Annotated in this window: 17 protein-coding genes; 11 read left to right on the top strand and 6 right to left on the bottom strand. The window is 73.0% G+C overall.

Annotation, left to right across the window (positions count from 1 at the left end):
- Positions 1 to 161: 161 nt before the first annotated feature.
- The 3 genes from add to ACWEGE_RS21570 all read right to left on the bottom strand — a co-directional run bounded on the left by add (position 162) and on the right by ACWEGE_RS21570 (position 3,051).
- Positions 162 to 1,208 carry an adenosine deaminase gene (gene add, locus ACWEGE_RS21580; protein WP_449662224.1) on the bottom strand — a complete coding sequence of 349 codons (1,047 nt, stop codon included), beginning with the start codon at positions 1,206 to 1,208 and terminating at the stop codon, positions 162 to 164.
- A gap of 127 nt (positions 1,209 to 1,335) precedes the next feature.
- Positions 1,336 to 2,145, bottom strand: a complete 810-nt coding sequence (locus tag ACWEGE_RS21575; RefSeq protein WP_449662223.1) for a DNA-formamidopyrimidine glycosylase family protein — start codon at positions 2,143 to 2,145, stop codon at positions 1,336 to 1,338.
- 3 nt (positions 2,146 to 2,148) lie between these two features.
- Positions 2,149 to 3,051 carry a ParA family protein gene (locus ACWEGE_RS21570; RefSeq protein WP_449662222.1) on the bottom strand — a complete coding sequence of 301 codons (903 nt, stop codon included), beginning with the start codon at positions 3,049 to 3,051 and terminating at the stop codon, positions 2,149 to 2,151.
- Between the two features lie 106 nt (positions 3,052 to 3,157).
- Here ACWEGE_RS21570 and ACWEGE_RS21565 point away from each other — a divergent pair, with 106 nt between their 5' ends.
- From ACWEGE_RS21565 to ACWEGE_RS21555, 3 genes are all read left to right on the top strand, one after another.
- Positions 3,158 to 3,883, top strand: a complete 726-nt coding sequence (locus ACWEGE_RS21565; protein ID WP_449662221.1) for a methyltransferase domain-containing protein — start codon at positions 3,158 to 3,160, stop codon at positions 3,881 to 3,883.
- Between the two features lie 79 nt (positions 3,884 to 3,962).
- The gene (dinB, locus tag ACWEGE_RS21560) at positions 3,963 to 5,183 is read left to right on the top strand and encodes a DNA polymerase IV (RefSeq protein ID WP_449662286.1); all 1,221 of its coding nucleotides are present in this window, start codon (positions 3,963 to 3,965) and stop codon (positions 5,181 to 5,183) included.
- Between the two features lie 250 nt (positions 5,184 to 5,433).
- Positions 5,434 to 5,838: a DUF3040 domain-containing protein gene (locus ACWEGE_RS21555; protein WP_449662220.1), complete on the top strand. Its 405-nt coding sequence runs from the start codon at positions 5,434 to 5,436 to the stop codon at positions 5,836 to 5,838.
- 739 nt (positions 5,839 to 6,577) lie between these two features.
- Here ACWEGE_RS21555 and ACWEGE_RS21550 read toward each other — a convergent pair.
- The 3 genes from ACWEGE_RS21550 to ACWEGE_RS21540 all read right to left on the bottom strand — a co-directional run bounded on the left by ACWEGE_RS21550 (position 6,578) and on the right by ACWEGE_RS21540 (position 11,616).
- Positions 6,578 to 9,130: a transglutaminaseTgpA domain-containing protein gene (locus tag ACWEGE_RS21550; RefSeq protein WP_449662219.1), complete on the bottom strand. Its 2,553-nt coding sequence runs from the start codon at positions 9,128 to 9,130 to the stop codon at positions 6,578 to 6,580.
- 55 nt (positions 9,131 to 9,185) lie between these two features.
- Entirely contained in the window at positions 9,186 to 10,460 is a 1,275-nt protein-coding gene (locus tag ACWEGE_RS21545; protein WP_449662218.1) for a DUF58 domain-containing protein, read from the bottom strand.
- Positions 10,461 to 10,548: 88 nt separating this feature from the next.
- Positions 10,549 to 11,616, bottom strand: a complete 1,068-nt coding sequence (locus tag ACWEGE_RS21540) for an AAA family ATPase (protein WP_449662217.1) — start codon at positions 11,614 to 11,616, stop codon at positions 10,549 to 10,551.
- A 298-nt stretch (positions 11,617 to 11,914) separates the two neighbouring features.
- Between ACWEGE_RS21540 and ACWEGE_RS21535 the strand changes: the two genes are divergently transcribed.
- From ACWEGE_RS21535 to ACWEGE_RS21500, 8 genes are all read left to right on the top strand, one after another.
- Positions 11,915 to 12,265, top strand: coding sequence for a hypothetical protein (locus ACWEGE_RS21535; RefSeq protein WP_449662216.1), 351 nt, complete (start codon positions 11,915 to 11,917; stop codon positions 12,263 to 12,265).
- Positions 12,258 to 12,791, top strand: a complete 534-nt coding sequence (locus ACWEGE_RS21530) for a DUF3558 domain-containing protein (protein ID WP_449662215.1) — start codon at positions 12,258 to 12,260, stop codon at positions 12,789 to 12,791. The genes ACWEGE_RS21535 and ACWEGE_RS21530 overlap by 8 nt, the downstream gene beginning before the upstream one ends.
- A gap of 13 nt (positions 12,792 to 12,804) precedes the next feature.
- The gene (locus tag ACWEGE_RS21525; RefSeq protein ID WP_449662214.1) at positions 12,805 to 13,362 is read left to right on the top strand and encodes a PPE domain-containing protein; all 558 of its coding nucleotides are present in this window, start codon (positions 12,805 to 12,807) and stop codon (positions 13,360 to 13,362) included.
- Positions 13,359 to 14,084, top strand: a complete 726-nt coding sequence (locus tag ACWEGE_RS21520; protein ID WP_449662213.1) for an ESX secretion-associated protein EspG — start codon at positions 13,359 to 13,361, stop codon at positions 14,082 to 14,084. Before ACWEGE_RS21525 ends, ACWEGE_RS21520 begins: the two co-directional genes overlap by 4 nt.
- 551 nt (positions 14,085 to 14,635) lie before the next feature.
- Positions 14,636 to 15,067, top strand: coding sequence for a division/cell wall cluster transcriptional repressor MraZ (gene mraZ / locus ACWEGE_RS21515; protein WP_310972684.1), 432 nt, complete (start codon positions 14,636 to 14,638; stop codon positions 15,065 to 15,067).
- Positions 15,068 to 15,281: 214 nt separating this feature from the next.
- Positions 15,282 to 16,235 carry a 16S rRNA (cytosine(1402)-N(4))-methyltransferase RsmH gene (gene rsmH / locus ACWEGE_RS21510; RefSeq protein WP_449662212.1) on the top strand — a complete coding sequence of 318 codons (954 nt, stop codon included), beginning with the start codon at positions 15,282 to 15,284 and terminating at the stop codon, positions 16,233 to 16,235.
- Complete coding sequence (locus tag ACWEGE_RS21505) at positions 16,232 to 16,948, top strand: hypothetical protein (RefSeq protein WP_449662211.1); 717 nt, start codon at positions 16,232 to 16,234, stop codon at positions 16,946 to 16,948. Before rsmH ends, ACWEGE_RS21505 begins: the two co-directional genes overlap by 4 nt.
- Positions 16,948 to 18,873, top strand: coding sequence for a peptidoglycan D,D-transpeptidase FtsI family protein (locus tag ACWEGE_RS21500; RefSeq protein WP_449662210.1), 1,926 nt, complete (start codon positions 16,948 to 16,950; stop codon positions 18,871 to 18,873). Before ACWEGE_RS21505 ends, ACWEGE_RS21500 begins: the two co-directional genes overlap by 1 nt.
- Positions 18,874 to 18,928 lie beyond the last annotated feature (55 nt).

Here is an 18,928-nt window from a genome sequence, read left to right as displayed (position 1 = left end):
TATTCGCTATCAGGCACCACGTGAAGCAGGCGATGAGCCGAAGGTGGCTCGGTTGTATCGCTGCTCAAAGTCCTCCACGTGCCATCCGCTAGCGGACAGTCACCTCACGAGTCCTGTTGGAATACAACTTAGGACCACCTCCTTTCTCGTGTACTGCCACGCTAGGTGAAGTCCGCGGTGCCGTGCAACGTCATTTCGTTGATCTCACTCCGCAGACGCGCTTTCCGCCGCTCGTCGAGGAAGGCGGCGTCGACGGCGTTCTCCGCGAGCCGGGCCAGCTCGGCCGTGGTGAGGCCGAGCGCCTCCGCGACGGCGACGTACTCGCCGGTGAGCGTGGCCCCGAACATCGGCGGGTCGTCGGTGTTGAGCGTCACGACGACGCCGTGGTCCAGCATGCGCCGCACCGGGTGCGCCGCGATGCCGGGGACCTGGCCGGTCCGCACGTTCGACGTCGGGCACACTTCGAGCGGGATCCGGTGTGCCGCAAGGTGTTCGAGCAGGGCGGGGTCGGCCGTGCAGCTGGTGCCGTGGCCGATCCGCTCGGCGCCGAGGTCGTGCAGCGCGGACCAGATCGTGGCCGGCCCGGTGGTCTCCCCGGCGTGCGGGACGCTGTGCAGCCCGGCTTCCCTCGCCCGGGTGAAGAACGGCTCGAACTGCGCCCGCCCGACGCCGAGTTCGGGGCCGCCGAGCCCGAACGACACCAGGCCGGCCGGGCGTTCGCGCAACGCGAACACGAGCGTCTCCTGACCGGCCCGGCGGCCCTTCTCGCCCGGGATGTCGAAGCACCAGGCCAGTTCCACGCCCAGTTCGGCGGCGCGGGCGCGGCCGGTTTCCAGCCCGGTCAGCAGGTCGTCGCCGGACATGCCGTCGAGCAGGTGGTTGTACGGCGTCACGGTGACTTCGGCGTAGCGGCAGTTCTGGGCGGCGAGATCCGCCGCCAGGCCCGTGACGAGCGTGTGGATGTCGTGGCGGTCGCGCACGAGCGAGGTGACCGCGAGGTAGGCGGTGAGGAAGTGGGCGAAGTCGCGGAAGGTGAAGAACTCCGCGAGCTCGCGCTCGTCGGTGGGGACGCCGGCGGTGGGGCGGCGCCGGGCCAGTTCGAGGACGGTCGGCAGGCTCGCCGAGCCGACGAGGTGGACGTGCAGTTCGACCTTGGGCAGGGCGTGCGCGAACGCGCGCAGCGCCTGCCCGGTGCGGATTCCGGGCATGACAAAGCTCCCTGGGGGTTCTTCGGGAAAGGTGACGGGAGGAGCGCGCGCGGCTCAGGGAGCGAGGTCGCCGCGTTCGGTGTCGGCCCCGTAGAGCGGGAGCTTGAACGTCGTCACGTGCGCCAGCTTACTGCGGCGGGTAGGGGCCTGTCTGGTCCTTCGGGCAGAACCACGTCGGCCGCCGCTGGACGTCGTGGCCCTGCGTGCGGACCAGGAGCTTGCCGCCGCAGCGGAAGCAGCCCTGGCGGGTGCGCTCGTACACCCAGTTCTTGCGGTTGCGGTCGAGGTGGCCGGTGGTGCTCTGGTCGAACCGCCCGGCGAGGGCGTTGGCCAGCAGCAGCCTGCGGGCCAGCGCGACCGTGCGCTCGGCGTCCACTTCGGACACCGGCGTCCACGGCGTCACCCCGAGCAGGAAGGCGATCTCGCACTTGTAGAGGTTCCCGACCCCCGCCAGCACGCGCTGGTCGAGCAGGGCGAGCCCGAGTTCGCGGGCCGGGTCGGCGCCCAGGTTCGCGGCCGCCCGCTTCAGGTGCTCGTCCGTCCACTGTGGATCGAGCAGGTCCGGGCCGAGGTGGGCGACGAGGTCGTGTTCCTTGCTCGTGGCCACGAGTTTCAGGTCGTGGACGCGGAAGCCGATCACCTGGACGTCGGCCGCGGTGAAGATCACCCGGGCGTGGTGGCCGGGCCGCCGCCACTTCGCGCCGGCCGGGTAGACGTCCCACATCCCGTCCATCAGCAGGTGCGAGTGGAGCGTCAGGTCGCCGGAAAACCGGGTGAACAGGTGCTTGCCGACCGTGCCCACGCCGAGCACCTCGCGGCCGGCGAGGTCCACAGTGGCCAGTTGCGGCACCCGGAACTCGCCGCGCAGCAACGTCTTCCCGGTCATCGCGCGGGCGAAGCGCTTGGCGACCAGGAAGACGGTGTCACCTTCGGGCACGGCTCACCCCGCGGATTCGGACACCTCGGCCGGGGTGTCCGGGGCCTCGGGCGTCTCCGGGGCCGGGCCCTCGGGCCAGTCCGGGCCCTCGGCGTCCTCGCCGGCGATGCGGTGCCGTCCCGCCCGGTTGGAGCGCAGGATCTTCGCCAGCACCATGTTGAAGGTCAGCGCGATCTCCTGGGCGCCCGGCGAGTGCCACTCGTGGATCGGGCTGCACGCGCCCTGGGCCTGCTGCACCGCGAGCCGGTCGGTGATCGCCGTCGGCATCACCAGCGAGCCGAAGTTCTCGCGCAGCTCGGCGATCCGGAACTGGTGCTCGTAGGAGCGCACGCGCAGCTTGTTCACCAGGACGCCGATCGGGCGCAGGTCCGGGTTGAGCTCCTTGCGGATCTTCTCGATCGCCTCCAGCGCCCGGGACGCCCCCGCCACGGCGTACATCGTCGGCTCGGTGACGATCAGCGCGCTGTCCGCGGCGACCAGCGCCGACTTCGTGAGACGGCCCAGCGACGGCGGGCAGTCCAGGATCACCAGCTCGTATGGCGTTTCCCGCAGCGGCGTCCGGTGCAGCTCGTCGAGCGCGCGCGAGAAGTTCGCCAGCCGCTCGCTGCCGGCGTCCGGGTCGTTGAGCAGCTCCAGCTCTTCGGCGCCGACGAGGACGTCGACGTCCTCGCTCCAGACGCTCGGCGCGATCGCGCGTTCCAGCATCTCCCGGGTCGGCGTCTCGAGCACGTCCGCGAGGGTGGCGTCGGTGAACGGCGGGTCGAGCGAGGTGGTGGCGTTGCCCTGCGGGTCGAGGTCGACCACCAGCGTCCGCGTGCCCCTACGCAAGGCGGCGGACGCGATACCGAGAGCGACCGTCGTCTTGCCGACGCCTCCCTTGAGGCTGAGTACGGCGACCGTGTGCACGTTCACCAGCCTACGGGTGCGGGCTCCGGGCGCCGCCGGGCAAGGGCCGTTCACTCGAAGGGAGGAGGCCGGGAGGTGGGCGGGGGCGGGCACTACCCTGTGCGACATGAAGACGGAGACCGTGGCCGCCCGGGGTTCGGGCGCCGTTCGCCGGGTGCTCGAGGCCGAGATCGAGGCCGCCCGCGCCCGGGGCGCCGAGCACCCCCGCGTCGTCGACGTGGGCGGCGGCAGCGGTGGCTGGGCGGTGCCGTTCGCGGCGGCGGGCTGCCGGGTGACGGTCGTCGAGCCGAGCCCGAACGCACTGGCCACGCTGCAGCGGCGGGCCGAGGAGGAAGGCGTCTCCGAGCTGATCACGGTGGTCGCGGACGACTCGGACGCGCTGGGCCGCCACGTCGAGGCCGGCTCGGCCGACCTGGTGCTGGCGCACGGGCTGCTGGAGATCGTCGACGACCCGGCCGCGGTGCTTTCGGCGCTGGCCACGGCGGTCGCGCCGGGTGGCGCGGTGTCGGTGCTGGTGGCGAACCGGCACGCGGCGGCGTTCCACCGGGCGCTGGCGGGCCGGGTCGGCGAGGCGCGGCGGCTGCTCGAGAGCGCCGACGGGGTCGTCCCGGGCGACACGGTGTTGCGCCGGTTCACCGCGGCCGGCCTGCAGGCGGGGCTGGAGGCCGCCGGCCTGGAAGTGACCCTGCTGCAGGGCGAGCGGGTGATCTCGGACCTGGTGTCCGGCGACGTGCGCGACGACGAGCTGGCGGCGTTCGAGCGGGTGGCGGCGGGGACGCCGGCGCTGCGCGAGGTCGCCGGCCGGCTGCACGCGGTCGCGCGTCCAGCCTGACCTGCTTCTCGTCCAAAGCTGTCGGTGGTGCCCGGTAGCGTCCTCGGGCGTGGGACGAAATGCCGAATTGCCGGGCGGGATGAGCCGGTTCCGCGTCCGGCCGGGTGAGCCGGTGCCGGACGACACCGGGTGCGGGCTGCTGCACGTCGACATGGACGCGTTCTTCGTGTCGGTGGAGCTGCGGACCCGGCCCGAGCTGGCGGACAAGCCGGTCGTGGTGTCCGGGGGCGGGCCGCGCGCGGTGGTGGCCGCGGCGAACTACCCGGCGCGGAAGTTCGGCGTGCGCTCGGCCATGCCGTTCTCGACGGCGAAGCGGCTGTGCCCGCAGCTGATCAACATCCCGCCGACGTCCGGGCTCTACGGTTCGGTGTCCCGCGGGGTGATGGAGATCTTCCGCGAGCTGACGCCGCTGGTGGAGCCGCTCAGCCTCGACGAGGCGTTCCTGGACGTCAGCGGGGCGCTGCGGCGGCTGGGCGCCACGCCGGCTTCGCTGGGCGCGGAGATCCGCTCGCGGGTCGCGGCCGAGCACGGGATCACCTGTTCGGTGGGGGTGGCGAAGGTCAAGTTCGTCGCGAAGCTGGCGTCGGGGATGGCGAAGCCGGACGGCATGGTCGTCGTGCCGGCGGCGGAGACCCTGGCGTTCCTGCACCCGCTGCCGGTGTCGGCGCTGTGGGGCGTCGGCGCGCGGACCGAGGAGCACCTGCGGCGCCTCGGCCTGGCCACGATCGCCGACGTCGCCGCGTTCCCGCCGGAGCGGCTCAAGAAGTCGCTGGGGGTGGCGGTCGGCGAGCACCTGTACCGCCTGGCGCACGGGGTGGACGAGCGGTCGGTGGTGGTCGACTCGCCGGAGAAGTCGATCGGCGCGGAGCACACCTTCGACGTCGACCTGCATTCCCGGGCTTCACTCGAGCTGGAGCTGCTGCGGCTGTCGTCGCGGGTGGGGGCGACGTTGCGGCAGCGGGGCGTGCGCGGCCGGACGGTGTCGATCAAGGTGCGGTTCGCGGACTTCCGGACGATCACCCGGGCCCGCACGCTGGTCTCGGCGACGGACGTGGCGCGCGAGATCCACGCGGTGGCCGTGGCGCTGCTCACCGAGCACGCGCCGACCGGGGCGGTGCGGCTGATCGGCGTCCGGGTCGAAGGGCTGGACACGGGCGAGGCGGGGGAGCAGCTGGTGTTCGACTCGCCGGCCCCGCGCTGGCGGGACGCGGAGGTGGCGGCGGACGTCGCGCGCTCGAAGTTCGGCTCGGCGGCGGTGCGGCCGGCGTCGCTGCTCGGGCCGCGGGAAAACGGAGGGTGATCTTCGGCTCGGTGAGGTTCCCCCACAACGGCGGCCGGGCGGCAAAACGGTCACGATCGGCGACGGTGACCGTCCGCAACGCCCGTCGAGCGGGATTTAGCCCAATTCGATCCCTTCTGGATGCGGGATCGGGTAGTCGTGCGGGCGCGGGCCTCGTATCCTGGACAGTGCCACCCCGCCTGGGGTTGGCTGTTGGGTCCAGGACGTTGCGCGGCCCGGCGCCCGCGACAGCTGTGCCGGAGGAGGAAAGATGCCACTCTCCGAGCATGAGCAGCGGCTGCTCGATCAGATCGAGCGCGAGCTCTATGCCGAGGACCCCAAGTTCGCATCCACGGTGCGTGGCACCCGGTTGCGGCGCCCCGCTCGCCGACGGCGCATTCAGGGCATCGCCCTGTTCGTAGTGGGCGTGGCCCTGCTGGTGCTGGGCGTGGTGGTGCAGCAGTTCCGGGTGGCCGACATCCCGCTGATCAGCGTGCTCGGGTTCCTCGTGATGTTCTTCGGAGTCATGATGGCCGTCACATCGATTCGGCACGGCGCCGACGGAGACGGCAAGGGCGGTGGACCGGGTGCCCGCGGTGGGAAGCCATCGGGTCGCCGGAGTTCCTTCACCCAGAGGATGGAGGAGCGCTTCCGCCAGCGTTTCGAGGAGCAGTAGCGCCGCAAGACGACGAGATCCGCGTCCCCCCGAACGGAGGGACGCGGATCTTCTTGTGTGCTCATCCCCCGAGCCGGCGCCCGCCTGGCCGCTGTGACAGCGGGTGACCCCCACTCGGGTGACCACCTCCGCCCAGCCTCGCCCCGCTGCATCTCGCCTGCCGAGCTTCGCCCGTCCTGCCTGCCTGGCTGGCTTCGCCCCGTCCTGCCTGCGTGGCTTTGCCCCGCCTCGCTTCACCTGGCTGGCGCTCGTCCCGCCCCGCCTGGCCCCGCCCCCCTGGCCTGCGCTCGCCTCGCCTGCCTTTGCCCGCTCGCCCCGCCTGGCCCGCGCTCGCCCCGCCTGGCCCGCGCTCGCCTCGCCTGCCTTTGCCCGCTCGCTCCGCCTGGCGCGCGCTCGCTCCGCCTGGCCTGCGCTCGCCTCGCCTGCCTTTGCCCGCTCGCTCCGCCTGGCGCGCGCTCGCCCCGCCTGGCCCGCGCTCGCTCCGCCTGGCCTGCGCTCGCCCCGCCTGCCTTTGCCCGCTCGCCCCGCCTGGCCTGCGCTCGCCTCGCCTGCCTTTGCCCGCTCGCCCCGCCTCGCCCGCGCTCGCTCCGCGCTCGGCTGATCTCTCCCACGCCATGCCCTAAACGGCCGCTCCACCCGCGCCCTCGCTCCCGCCCACACGTGAGCCGGCCCCGAACTCGCGTGACCAACCCCGGATCTCGCGTGATCCGAGGCGGAACTCGGCCGGGCGGGGTGGGGGTCAGTCGCGGTTGCGGAAGACCGAGCGGGGGAAGAGCTTTCCCTTCCACGAAAGCGGCGCGTTGCGGCGAAGGCTCCGCCGCAGCCCCTCGAACGCCGGCGGGAGCTCCGGCTGGGGTGCGTCGTCTCCGCCGTACCACGACCGCTCGAGCACGCCGATCACCGTTCGGAGGCCGTCGCGGCCGTCTTCGTCGAGGTGGTGCTTGGCCGCCAGCTTCTGGCCCGCCACGCGGACCGTGTCGCTGCTCGGGATCGGGAGGCCGCGGTCGGCGCACTCCGCCCGCAGCTCCGCCCACGCCGCGTCGGCCGCGCCCGGCTGCTGCTGGACGATGCGCTGCAAGCGTCGGCGGCGGAGCGTCTCGCGGGCCAGTGCCGGGCCCGCCGCCAGCAGCTGCAGGACCACCGCCAGCACCCCGAGCCACCAGGCCACCGTCGCCGCGAGCAGGCCGATCGCCGTGATCCACAGGCCCACCGCCAGCAGCGGCAGCCAGCCCAGCAGCGCCTGGAGCCGGGACGGCGCCGCCACCAGGGCCGGCGCTCGCACGAGCAGCGCGCCCTCGCTCCGGTCGGCTTCCGGCGGTCCGGACGCCGGCGCGCGGGGGCGCCCGCCGCCGGACACCCGCCGCAGCACGCTCGCCGCGATCAGCCCGGCCGTGCCCAGCGCGGCCAGCACCAACGCGAGGTCGAACAGCCAGTCGTCGCCGTCCGAAGCGTCCTTGGCCGTCTGGGCCGGGAGGTTCGGCTCGTTGTCGCGGGGCACGCCGGTCGGCGCCGCGCTCGACTGAACCGTGCTCGGCGCCACCTGGGTGTCGTCCGGCTGGTTGCCGTTCTGCGGGCCGGCCTGCAGGTACGACGGGGTGATGCCACGGCCGTCGGACAGCGGCGTCGGGTCGAACGTCACCCAGCCCTTGTCGCCGAAGTACGCCTCGACCCACGCGTGCGCGTCCTGGGTGGTGACCGACAGGTAGTCGTTGACCTGCACGCCCGGCGTGAACCCGATCGCCACCCGCGACGGGATGCCCGCGACCCGCAGCATCACGGCCATCGCCGAGGCGAACTGCTCGCAGAAGCCGCGCTTGCCGTTGAGGATGAAGTCGGCGAGCGCGTCGGCGTCGTTCGCCGGCGCGGTCTTCGTGTCGTAGACGAACCCCTGCTGCGCCGTGAAGTAGCGCCAGATCGCCGACGCCCGGTCGAAGTCGTTGGTCGCGCCCGTGATCAGCTGCTCGGTCTTCGCACGGACGCGCTGGTCGACCTGGTCGATCTGGGTGTAGCGCGGCGGCAGGTCGTCGACCCGCGCGGTGACGCGCAGCTCGGCGGCCGTCGGCTCCTTCAGCGACGCGTACTCGGTGTACGCCGGCGGCGCCTCGCTGCGGGTGGTGAACACCGTGCCGCTGACCTGGTCGTAGAGGTAGCCGCTGGCCGCGCCGTCGATCACGCGCGGCGCGCCGTACACCGGCAGCCAGTTGTCCCGCCAGCTGGTCGGCTCGACGTCGATCCGGCGTGCCGTGCCGGTGCCGTCGTCGCCCGGTGCGGGCGGCAGCTGCGGCCCGACCGGGACGCCCTGCTGCGAACGGCCTTCGTCGTGCAGGCCCCAGCCCTTGTTGGGGTAGTAGGTGTCGAGCGTCATCGCGCGCATCAGCCGCCGGTCGGTGCCGAGGCCGCGGACCTTGAACAGCTCGCGGTTGGCGCCCTGGTCGAGCATGCCGCGCAGCTCGGTGAACGGCTGGATGCCGAAGCCGCCGGAGCCCGCGCCGGGGCCGTTCCCGCCTTCGCCGAACGGCATCCGCCCGACGGTGCCGACCCAGGTGATCGCCCCGCCCAGCAGGCCGAGCACGATCGCCGCGCAGACGACCGCGACCGGCGCGGACAGCACGCCCGGCTTGCCGCTGCGCCCGGGCGCCTCGCGGGTGCGCCAGCGCTGGTGCCGGTGGTTGCCGTCGACGGCCAGCAGGCCGGCGAACGCCGCCCCGCCGAGCAGGAACGTCCACCACGGCAGCATCTCTTCGCTCAGCGCGGCCGGCACGGCGTAGACGCAGAGCAGCACGAGCCCGGTGGCGGCGGGTGCGGCGGCGGCCACGGTCAGCGTGTCGACGAGGACGGCGACCAGCCCGATCAGGATGGTGACCAGGCACAGGATCGGCTGGCTGCCTTCGACCGGCGGCAGCCCGACGCGGATCTGCTCGGCGGCGGCCGACAGCGTGGTCCCGATCTCGGAAAACGCTTCCGGGCCCGGGATGACCTGCAGGATGCCGTGCGTGGTGAAGGCGCCGGTGATGAGGAAGAGCAGGACGAGCAGCTGGCCGAAGCCGACCAGGACGGTCGGGACCTGGAGCGACCGGAGCGCCAGCCCGGCGGCCCCGATGAGCAGGACGGCGACGAACAGGTACCCGAACCAGGCCAGCCCGGAGACGACACTGGTGACCGAGGTCGCGGCACAGAGGGTGGCCACCCCGGCGGCGACGGGCGCGAGGATGCTGCTGCGCCAGGCGGAAAGCGGACGCTCCGGCCGCGGGGCGGGCCGGTCGAACTTCCGCGGGGGAGCGGCGGTGCTCATCGCGAACCCCCGATCGAGGTGTGGTGGCGGGTTGCGGTCGATGGAGGGGCGATGTTCATCGCGGCCCCCCGATCAGCGTGCCGCGGCGGGCGCCGCTGCGGCACAGCTCGGCCCACACCTGCGGCATCGGTGAACCCGGTCCGGCGACGATCACGCCCCAGCCGGCCGCGCGCAGCAGCGCCGCCGAATCCTCCGTGGCCGCCGCTCGCTGCTCCGGTGCCGTCACCCCCGCCGACCACGTCGGCGTGTCCAGCAGCACCGCGAGGCTCCTGATCCCGCGCGGGCGGTACTGGGTCAGCTCGTGCACCGCCTCCGTGCTCACCGTGCCCAGCACCGCGATCAGCTCCTGGCCCTCGGCCGGGTCGCCGGCCAGCGTGATGTCGCGCTGGTGCGCCGGCTGCAGGGCCGCGAGCGCGTCCAGCACCACGTGGTCGTAGTGGTCGCCGCCGTCGCCCGGGGTGTCCGCCAGGGTGACGCCGTGCTCGCTCACCAGCCGGACGCGGTGGCCGGACCGGCGCAGGTGCAGCGCCGCCGACGCCGCGAACGACACCGCCCACTCCAGGCTCGCCGCCGGGCCGGCGCCGTGGTGGGCGGCCGCGCGGTGGTCCAGCAGCACCGTCGTGCCGCCGCGCCACGGGCGTTCCTCGACGCGGACCATGATCTCGTCGCGGCGGGCCGTCGAGCGCCAGTGCACCTTCCGCAGGTCGTCACCCTGCCGGTACTGGCGGACGATCACGTCGGCCTCGCCCTGCCCGGCGTGCAGCCGGACCGTGCCGTCGTCGCCGACGCCGATGCCCGCGCCGCTCGGCAGGCCCCACAGCGGCACCACCCGGGGCACCACGACCAGCCGCGAATGCCCGATCAGCTCGCGCTCGAACTCGCACAGCCCGAACGGGTCGGTGATCGTCGCGCGCAGCGGCCCGACCTGCTGGATCCCGCGCAGCACCGGCTGCAGCGGGTAGCGGAGGGCGACGCGCCGGTCGTGCGGGAGCCGTTCGACGACGAACCGCGGCCGCGAACCCAGCGCGTACGGGACGCCGTCCTCGAGCAGGATCTCGCCGGCCGGCAGCCGCCCGCTGCGCCACAGCTCCAGCTGGACCTCGCCGTTGCCGCCGACCGCGACCCGTTGCGGACGCAGCGTTCTGGTGGCGCCGATGCGCAGCCGGGTCGCCGAGATGAACGCGGCGACCAGCAGCGGCAGCGCCACCACGAACACCGCCACCCGCAGCAGGTCGCGCTCGTTGAGCACGAACGAGCACACCGCGGCGGCGATCCCCGCGGCCAGGAGGCAGCGGCCGCGGGTGGTCAGGCCGGACAGGGCACGCAGCATGCCGTTCTCTTCCCCTTCGGCGGCCGATGTTTTTCGGGGGTTCGGGTGGCGGAGCCCCCGACCTGGGGCGCAGCCCCGGATGTCACCGCTACGGCCGGGAACCCTGCGGCACCGGCACCCGGTGCAGCACCGCGCGCACGACGTCGGTCGCCGACCGGCGGGCCGCGTGGGCCTCCGTGGTCAGCACCAGGCGGTGCGCCAGCACCGGGACCGCCACCGTGTGCAGGTCGTCCGGCACGACGTAGTCGCGGCCCGACAGCGCGGCCTGCGCCCGTGCGGCGCGGACCAGGTGCAGCGTGGCCCGCGGGGACGCGCCGAGCCGGATCTCCGGCACCTGCCGGGTCGCCGCGACGACGTCGACGGCGTACCGGCGGACCTCCGGCGCCATGTGCACCGCGCGGACCGTCTCGATCAGGCGATGCACGGTCTCGCCGTCGGACACCGGCTGCAGGTCTTCCAGGGGGTTGTGGCCGGCGTGCTCGTCGACCATGGCCAGCTCGGCCTGCTGGTCGGGGTAGCCGATGGAGACGCGCGCGGTGAACCGGTCGCGCTGGGCCTCGGGGAGGGCGTACGTGCCTTCCATCTCGATCGGGTTCTGGGTCGCGATGACCATGAACGGCTGCTCGAGGCGGTAGGTCGAGGTGTCGACGGTGACCTGGTGCTCTTCCATGCACTCCAGCAGCGCCGACTGCGTCTTCGGCGAGGCGCGGTTGATCTCGTCGCCCACCACGATGTTCGCGAACACCGGGCCGGGGCGGAACTCGAACTCGCCGGACTGGCGGTTGTAGATGGAGACGCCGGTGACGTCGCTCGGCAGCAGGTCGGGGGTGAACTGGATGCGGCTGACCGTGCAGTCGATGGACCGCGCGAGGGCCTTGGCCAGCGACGTCTTCCCGACGCCGGGCACGTCCTCGACCAGGAGGTGGCCTTCGGCGAGCAGGGTGACCAGCGCGATCCGGATGACGTCGGGCTTGCCGACCAGCACGCGTTCGACGTTGGCGGCGATCCGGCGCGCGGTGTCGTGCAGTTCGTCCAGCGGCACTCTGCCGGGGTGACCGTGGACCCGGCCGTTGCCCGAGGGCTCCGCCGGGTAAGGCGGCCGCCCGGATGCCTGCTCGCCCGATCCGGGCGCGGCAGACTGGATTCTCGACGTCACTCGACCTCCTGGTGGCGCATGGCCGCGCGCGTTGTGCGCACCGCCGGGCCGAACGGCCCCCTCGCTGCTGTCCGCGCGCAGCGACCAGCCTTCCACCCAGTGTGTCAAACCCGGGCGAACCGGGGGGCGGAACCCCGCGAGGACTTCCGGCACCGCGGGTGATGACACTGCGCAAGCAGGCACGATACCCCGAACGGGTGGGTATTCACCCGATTCTGGGTGCTCCCGCTGACGCCCTGCTCTGTCGTAAGCTTGGAGATCGCCCGGCTGTGTCCGCTTTCGGAGAGGCGTATCGCTTATGAGCGAGCTGCGAACCCAGCCGCCGTTCGACGCGCGCGGCTTCGCGGTCGCCCCCGAGCTGGCCACGGACGCGTACGCGAAGCTCGGCCGGCTCCAGGACGTCGTGGGCGAGATGGTGCGCGAGGCCAAGGTGCTCGGCCGGAGCGTGCCGCTGGGTGGTGGCTACGCCGGGGAGATCGGCGAGTTCATGGCGGAGTACGGCATCGGCGGCCAGGGCTCGGCGGTGCAACAGCTGACCGCGTTCGGCAAGGAGCTGGAAACGCTCAAGGAGCGGATCGGCGAGGCCGTCGCGAAGTACCGGCACGCGGACGAGCAAGCGGCCGAAGGCGTGGACTGCACCGGTGGGTGAGCGGCCGAGGGCGCGGTGGCTCGCGCCCGTCCTTCTACTCCCGCTCGCCGGCTGCGGCCAGCACCCGGCCGCCGCGGGGCGCCCGTCCGATTCCGCCACGACCACACCCCCGCCGGTCGCCTGGACCGGCCTCGCCGCGCTCGACCCCTGCACGCTGCTCACCCCGCAGGACCGCTCGACCGCCGGGATCAGCGTCCTAGGCAAGCCGAAGGACATCGCCGGCGCCCGCGCGTGCGACTGGAGCGTGCCCGGCACCTTCGGCGTCACGGTGACCCTCAGCGCCACCGACAGCCTGGCCGACCTGCAGATCGCCAAGAAGACGGCCACGAAGACGAAGGTCGGCGCCCACCCGGCGCTGCAGGTGGCGGACAAGAAGGCCGCCGACGGCACCTGCGCCGTGCTCCTCGGGGTCGGCGAAGGCGCCAGCGTGCAGATCGACGTCAGCAACACCGGCTTCTCGGACACCCCGCTCGCGTGCCGCCGCGCGGGCACGGTGGCCGGGCTCGTCGAACCCAAGCTGCCCTGACCAGGAGGTGCCCGTGCCCGAACCACCCGTCGCCACCGCGCGGTACGAGGCCTACAGCCACGAGGCGATGGCCGCCGAGGTCGAGCGCGGCAACGACCCGGTCGCCGCGGGCGAAGCGGGCGCGCGCTGGGACGGGCTGGCGAAACGGCTGCAGGAGTCCACCGCCGACGTCGCCGCGCTGGTCGCCTCCTCCGACGAGCACTGGCGGGGCCAGGCCGGCGACGCGGCGCGGGCGGCGCTGGGCCGGGCCGCGCAGTGGCTGGCGCACTCGGCCGCCGTCTCGGCTTCGGTCGGCCAGGCAGTCGGCGCGCAGGCCGAGGTGGCCGCGCGGGCCAGGGCCGACATGCCGCCGCCGGTGACCTACGACCCGGCGGCGATGATCCGCGACGCGGCGTCCAGCGGGAACGTGCTCGTCCTGGCCGGGCTGGCCGGCGAGATGGCGGCCCGGCGCGCCGAGGCGGAGGCCGCGCGGCAGAAGGCGATCGACGTCCTCCGGACGCGGGACACCGCGCTGCGCGGGCACGTGCCCGCCGAGACGTTCCCCGCTCCGCCGGCGCTGGGGCGGGCTTGATCCGGGTTTCGGCGTCGGCGTTCGACATCCTCTGGACCGACCTCGGCCACGACCGGCCGCCGGAACCGCTGAGCGTCCGCAGCGTCGGCGTCACCGACGCCGAGCGCGCCGAGGTGCGGAAGGCCGTCTACGCCAACCTGGCGTCGCGGGGCCTTTACGACGGGTCCCGGCTGGAGACGGCGCTGGCCTCGCGGCTGGAGCTGCTCGCGGAGGCGGACGTGTTCGTGGCGTGCGAGGCGCTGGCGGACATGACGTCGGCGACGCCGTTCCGCGCGGTGACCGCGGCCCGCGGCCGTCGCGGCGTGCTGGCGACCCAGCCGGAGCAGACGATCGGCCTGGACTCGATCCGCGAGGGCGAGCTCGCCTCGGCGATCGTGGACGTCCTGCCGGAGCTGGCGGCCGGGCCGGGTTACGGCGTCAGCCTCCCGGCGTCGACGCTCGCCTCGGAGGTTGCGTCGGGGACGGCGTCGGCCCAGCTGGAGGAGGTCCGGGCGATCCAGGCGCGGCCGGTGTACGCGGCGGGGCAGTTCAGTGTGCGCCGCCGGTCGGCGTCGGGCCGGGTGGCGCGGGTCGGCGGGCTGACGTGGTTCGACACCGACGTCGGGGCCTACTGCGCGACGAAGACGCCGGGCCGGGGTGGGGCGGAGTGGGTGACGGTCAGCCCGGTCGACAGCACCCGACTCGCGGCCCGCGTCACCGCCCTCCTCACCCCCGAAGACTGACCGCCGAGAGGCATCACGCGTGACTGGAGGGGCATCACGCGTGATTGAGGAGGCATCACGTGTGATCAGCGGGGCATCACGCGTGATTGGGAGGACGACTCGGCTCGGCGGGGTGATGCCCCGCGAATCACGGGTGATGCCCCGGCAAGCACGGGTGATGCCTCGCTGGTCACGCGCGGTTCCCCACGGGACCCCACCCGCGTCCCCCACGGGACCCCACCTGGGTCCCCACCTTGACCCACCGGGTGGCCCACTGGGCCCCACTGAGCGGGCTTGGGGTTCTTTCGCGGCCGTTATACGGACGTTTCAGGAACAGCTGAGGTTGCTCCGGCCCCCGGTGCGGGGGATCTTGGCCACCGTCCCCCACCACGCCCCCCACCAGGCCCCACCCGGCTGACCTGCGCAAACGGAACACTCGACGGAGTGGTCCGCGCTTTTGTCGCGTTGACTGTGGTGAAAAGTGGGGTACGGTGGTGGCCAGTGGGGCGGAAGGGAAGCCCCGTGGCCGTCCGGGGTGGTTCGCCACCGTGGGCGGTAGGGAGGTGGAGGCCGTGTTCCTCGGCACCCACACCCCGAAGCTGGACGACAAAGGGCGGCTCGCGCTGCCCGCGAAGTTCCGTGACGCCTTGGCGGGTGGGCTGATGCTTACCAAGGGGCAGGACCACTGCCTCTTCGTCTTCCCCCGCGCCGAGTTCGAGCAGATGGCGCGCAAGGTCGCCGAGGCCCCGTTCACGAACGAGGCGGTTCGGGCCTACCAGCGCTACCTGTTCGCCGGCACGGACGAGCAACGTCCTGACGGCCAGGGGCGCATCACCATCGCGCCCGAGCTCCGCCGCTACGCGGGGCTCACCAAGGAGTGCGTGGTGATCGGGGCGATCACCAGGCTGGAGATCTGGGACGCCCAAGCGTGGCAGGGCTACCTGGAGGAGCACGAAGACAGCTACGCGAAGGCTCGAGAGGAAGTACTGCCGGGCGTCTTCTAGACGTGCGGTCGCGGTGCACCTTCGTCGTCGGGGGACGAGAGGTTCGCCGCCCGCGCGCCGTGGGGGAAGCCCACCCGGATGCCGTGAGGCCTCTGTCCGCTCAATGGCCCTGGTGCACCTTCCCCGGTACCAGGTCAGCAGCGGGCGGACAGGGACCTGACGGCATCCGCCATATTTCCCCCGGGCCGCTCAGGCAAGAGAGGGGGAGGGAACGATGACGGCACCCGAGCACGTCCCGGTGCTGCTCGACCGGATAGTCGAGCTGTTCACTCCCGTGTTCGCCGACCGCGACGGCGTCCTCGTGGACGCCACGGTCGGCCTCGGCGGGCATTCCGACGCCCTCCTGGAGACCTTCCCGCGACTGCGGCTCGTCGCGCTGGACCGCGACCCCGCCGCGCTCGAGAAGTCCGCGGAACGGCTGGCCCGCCACGGTGACCGCGTCGACTTCGTGCACACGGTCTACGACGGGCTCCCGGAAGCGCTCGAGGGGCTGAAGATCGCCAAGGCCGACGGCATCCTGTTCGACCTCGGCGTCTCGTCGATGCAGCTGGACCGCGCCGAACGCGGCTTCGCCTACGCCAAGGACTCGCCGCTCGACATGCGGATGGACCCGACCACCGGGTTCACCGCCGCCGACGTGCTCAACACCTACGCGCCCGGCGAGCTCGTCCGGATCCTGCGGGACTACGGCGAGGAACGCTTCGCGCAGCGGATCGTCAAAGCCGTCGTGGCCGCACGGGAGAAGGAACCGTTCACCAGCAGCGGCCGGCTGGTCGAGCTGCTCTACGACGCCGTCCCGGCCGCCACCCGCCGCACCGGCGGACACCCGGCCAAGCGCACGTTCCAGGCGCTGCGGATCGAGGTCAACGGCGAGCTGGAGGTCCTGCGCCGGGCCATGCCGGCCGCGCTGGGCGCGCTCGCGGTGGGGGGCCGGATCGTCGTCGAGTCGTACCAGTCCCTGGAAGACAGGCTGGTCAAGCAGGCGCTGGCCGAGCTCGCGAAGTCGCGCACCCCGGAAGGGCTCCCGGTGGAGCTGCCGGGACACGGACCGGAGCTGAAGCTCCTGACGCGCGGCGCCGAGAAGGCCGGCGAAGAGGAGATCGAACGGAACCCGCGGGCCGCCTCGGTGCGGCTGCGGGCCGCAGAGAGGATCGGAGAGCCGCGATGACCGCTCCCGCGAAGTCCCGCCGCCGGGCCGCGCAGGCGACGCAGGGACGCACCGAGGCCGCCCGCACCTCGACGGGCACCGTCGAGCCGGACCAGGCACCGTCCCGGCGCTCCTCGCGCGGCCGCACGTCCGCGGCCGAGCGTGCCTACGCCCGGCGCGCCCAGCGCGCCGACCTGCTCAAGGAGCGCGAGGCGCGCCCGGAGCCGAAGGCCCGGCCCGCCGAGCTGGCCGAGAAGCCGAAGTTCAAGCTGAAGGCGCTGCTGCCGAAGTCGCGGGCGTCGTTCGTGCTGATGATGATGGCGCTGCTGGCCGCCGGCGTGGCGACCACGCTGTGGCTGACCACGCAGGCGATCGCCGACTCCTACCGGCTCGAGCAGCTGCGCACCACCAACGCGCACCTGGCCGAGCAGAAGGAGCAGCTGCAGCGCGACGTCGCCAAGGCCGAGTCGCCCGCTTCGCTGGCCCCCGCGGCCCAGCAGCTGGGCATGGTGCCCGGCGGTGACCCGGCGCGGATCGTCGTCGGCCCGGACGGGAAGACCTCGCTCGTCGGCGAGCCCAAGAAGGCCAAGGCGGACACCCCGGTCGTGCCGGCCGCGCCGCCCGCCGCGCCCGCCGCGGGCACGCAGTCGCAGCAGGGCGCGCCGATCGAGGGCGACCAGCCCGCCGTGCCCGCCGAAGAGCAGCCCCCGGCCCAGCCGGGAGGCGGCCAGTGATGGCTTCCGGCCGCAGCCAGGCCCGGGCCCGTTCGGTGGGCAGCGCGCGGCGGACGTACGCCGCCGGCACCCGCAGCGCGGCCGCCCGGCGGGGGAACGGCGGGCACCGCAGCCGGTTCTCCGCCGTGCGCCTGCTGCTGGTCGCCGTGCTGATCGTCGCGGGCGTGAAACTGGTGCAGGTGCAGTGGTTCGACGCCGCGGCGCTCTCGGCCGCGGCCGAGCGGCAGCGCACCCAGACCATCGACATCCCCGCCCAGCGCGGGTCCATTATGGACCGCAACGGCGCGAAGCTGGCGTTCAGCGTCGAGGTGCGCACGCTCTCGGTGAACCTCAAGGCACTGCACAAGAGCATGGACGACTTCGCCGCGAAGAACCCCGGCACCAAGAAGACGTTCGACACCGAGACCGCAGCGGCCGCGAAGTACATCGCGGCCAAGGTGCCGAACCAGCTGAACGAGCAGCAGCTGCTGGACCTGTTCCACAAGCAGGCCTCCTTCACCTACCTGGTGAACAACGTCGAGCCGTCGATCGCCGCCGACATCGTGAAGCACTTCGCGTGGATCGGCGTCGAGAAGCGCGCGCTGCGGGAGTACCCCGGCGGTGGCCTGGCGGCCAACATCGTCGGCGCCGCGAACTGGCGGTCCGAAGACAAGGACGTGTCGAAGCACAACCTGCACGGGCTCGTCGGGCTCGAGCTGCTGCGCGACAACGACCTCGCGGGTACGCCGGGCCGGATGATGGTCAACACGAAGAACGGCAGCGACAACGTCGTCATCCCGGGCACCGAGCGCGACCTGCAGGCCGCCGTCCCCGGCTCGGACCTCGAACTGACCATCGACTCCGACCTGCAGTACGAGGTGCAGCGGCAGCTGGCGGACTACGTCCAGCAGTCGCACGCCAAGGGCGGTCAGGCCGTCGTGATGGACGCCAAGACCGGCGAGGTCTACGCGCTGGCCAACGACAAGACGTTCGACCCCAACGACCAGAGCACCTGGAACACCGACGACCTGGCCAACCCCGCGGTCACCACGCCGTTCGAACCCGGGTCGGTCAACAAGCTCGTCACCGCCACCGGGGCGATCGAATACGGCGTCGCGACGCCGGAGTCGACGGTCGAGGTGCCCGGGGCGCTGCAGGTGGCGGACAAGACGGTGCACGACGCGTGGACCCACGGCACCCAGACGTTCACCACCACCGGCATCTTCGCCAAGTCGTCCAACATCGGCACCCTGCTGCTGGCGCAGAAGATCGGCGAGGAGCGGTACGCCAACCTGCTCAAGTCCTTCGGCCTCGGCCAGCGCACCGGCGTCGGCCTGCCCGGCGAGAGCTCGGGTGTGGTGCCCGCGCGCAGCCAGTGGTCGGCCACCACCTTCGGCAACCTGCCGATCGGGCAGGGGCTGTCGATGACCATCCTGCAGATGGCCGGGATGTACCAGGCGATCGCCAACGACGGCGTGCGCGTCGAACCCCGGATCGTCAAGGCCAAGGTGAACCCGGACGGCACGACCGTGCCCGAACCGGCCCCGAAGTCGGTCCGGGTGGTCGACCCCCAGACCGCGAAGACGGTGCGCGACATGATGCGCGCGGTCGCCCAGAACGGCAAGGGCCTGCAGAAGGGCACCGCGCCGACGGCGGCGGTCGAGGGCTACCAGATCTCCGGGAAAACGGGCACCGGCCAGCAGGTCGACCCGCGGACGAAGGCCTACAGCGACCACCTGTACAACATCACCTTCGCCGGCATCCTCCCCGCCGACCACCCGCGGTTCGTGGTCGGGATCCGGCTGGACGCGCCGGACACGACGCTGCCGGTCGGGCACTCCGCCGCGCCGCTGTTCCACACCATCGCTTCGTACGTGACGCAGCGGTACCAGATTCCGTTGTCGGACGGGCCCTCGCCGGAAGTTCCGCTCATCATCGCCCCGTAAGCACTGTCCGTTAGAGCCCCCTCACTCCATCCATGCCCCCCCGCCGCCACCCTCA

It is taken from the genome of Amycolatopsis sp. NPDC004747, from assembly GCF_053601335.1.
This window is presented reverse-complemented; position numbering and strand designations above follow the sequence as displayed.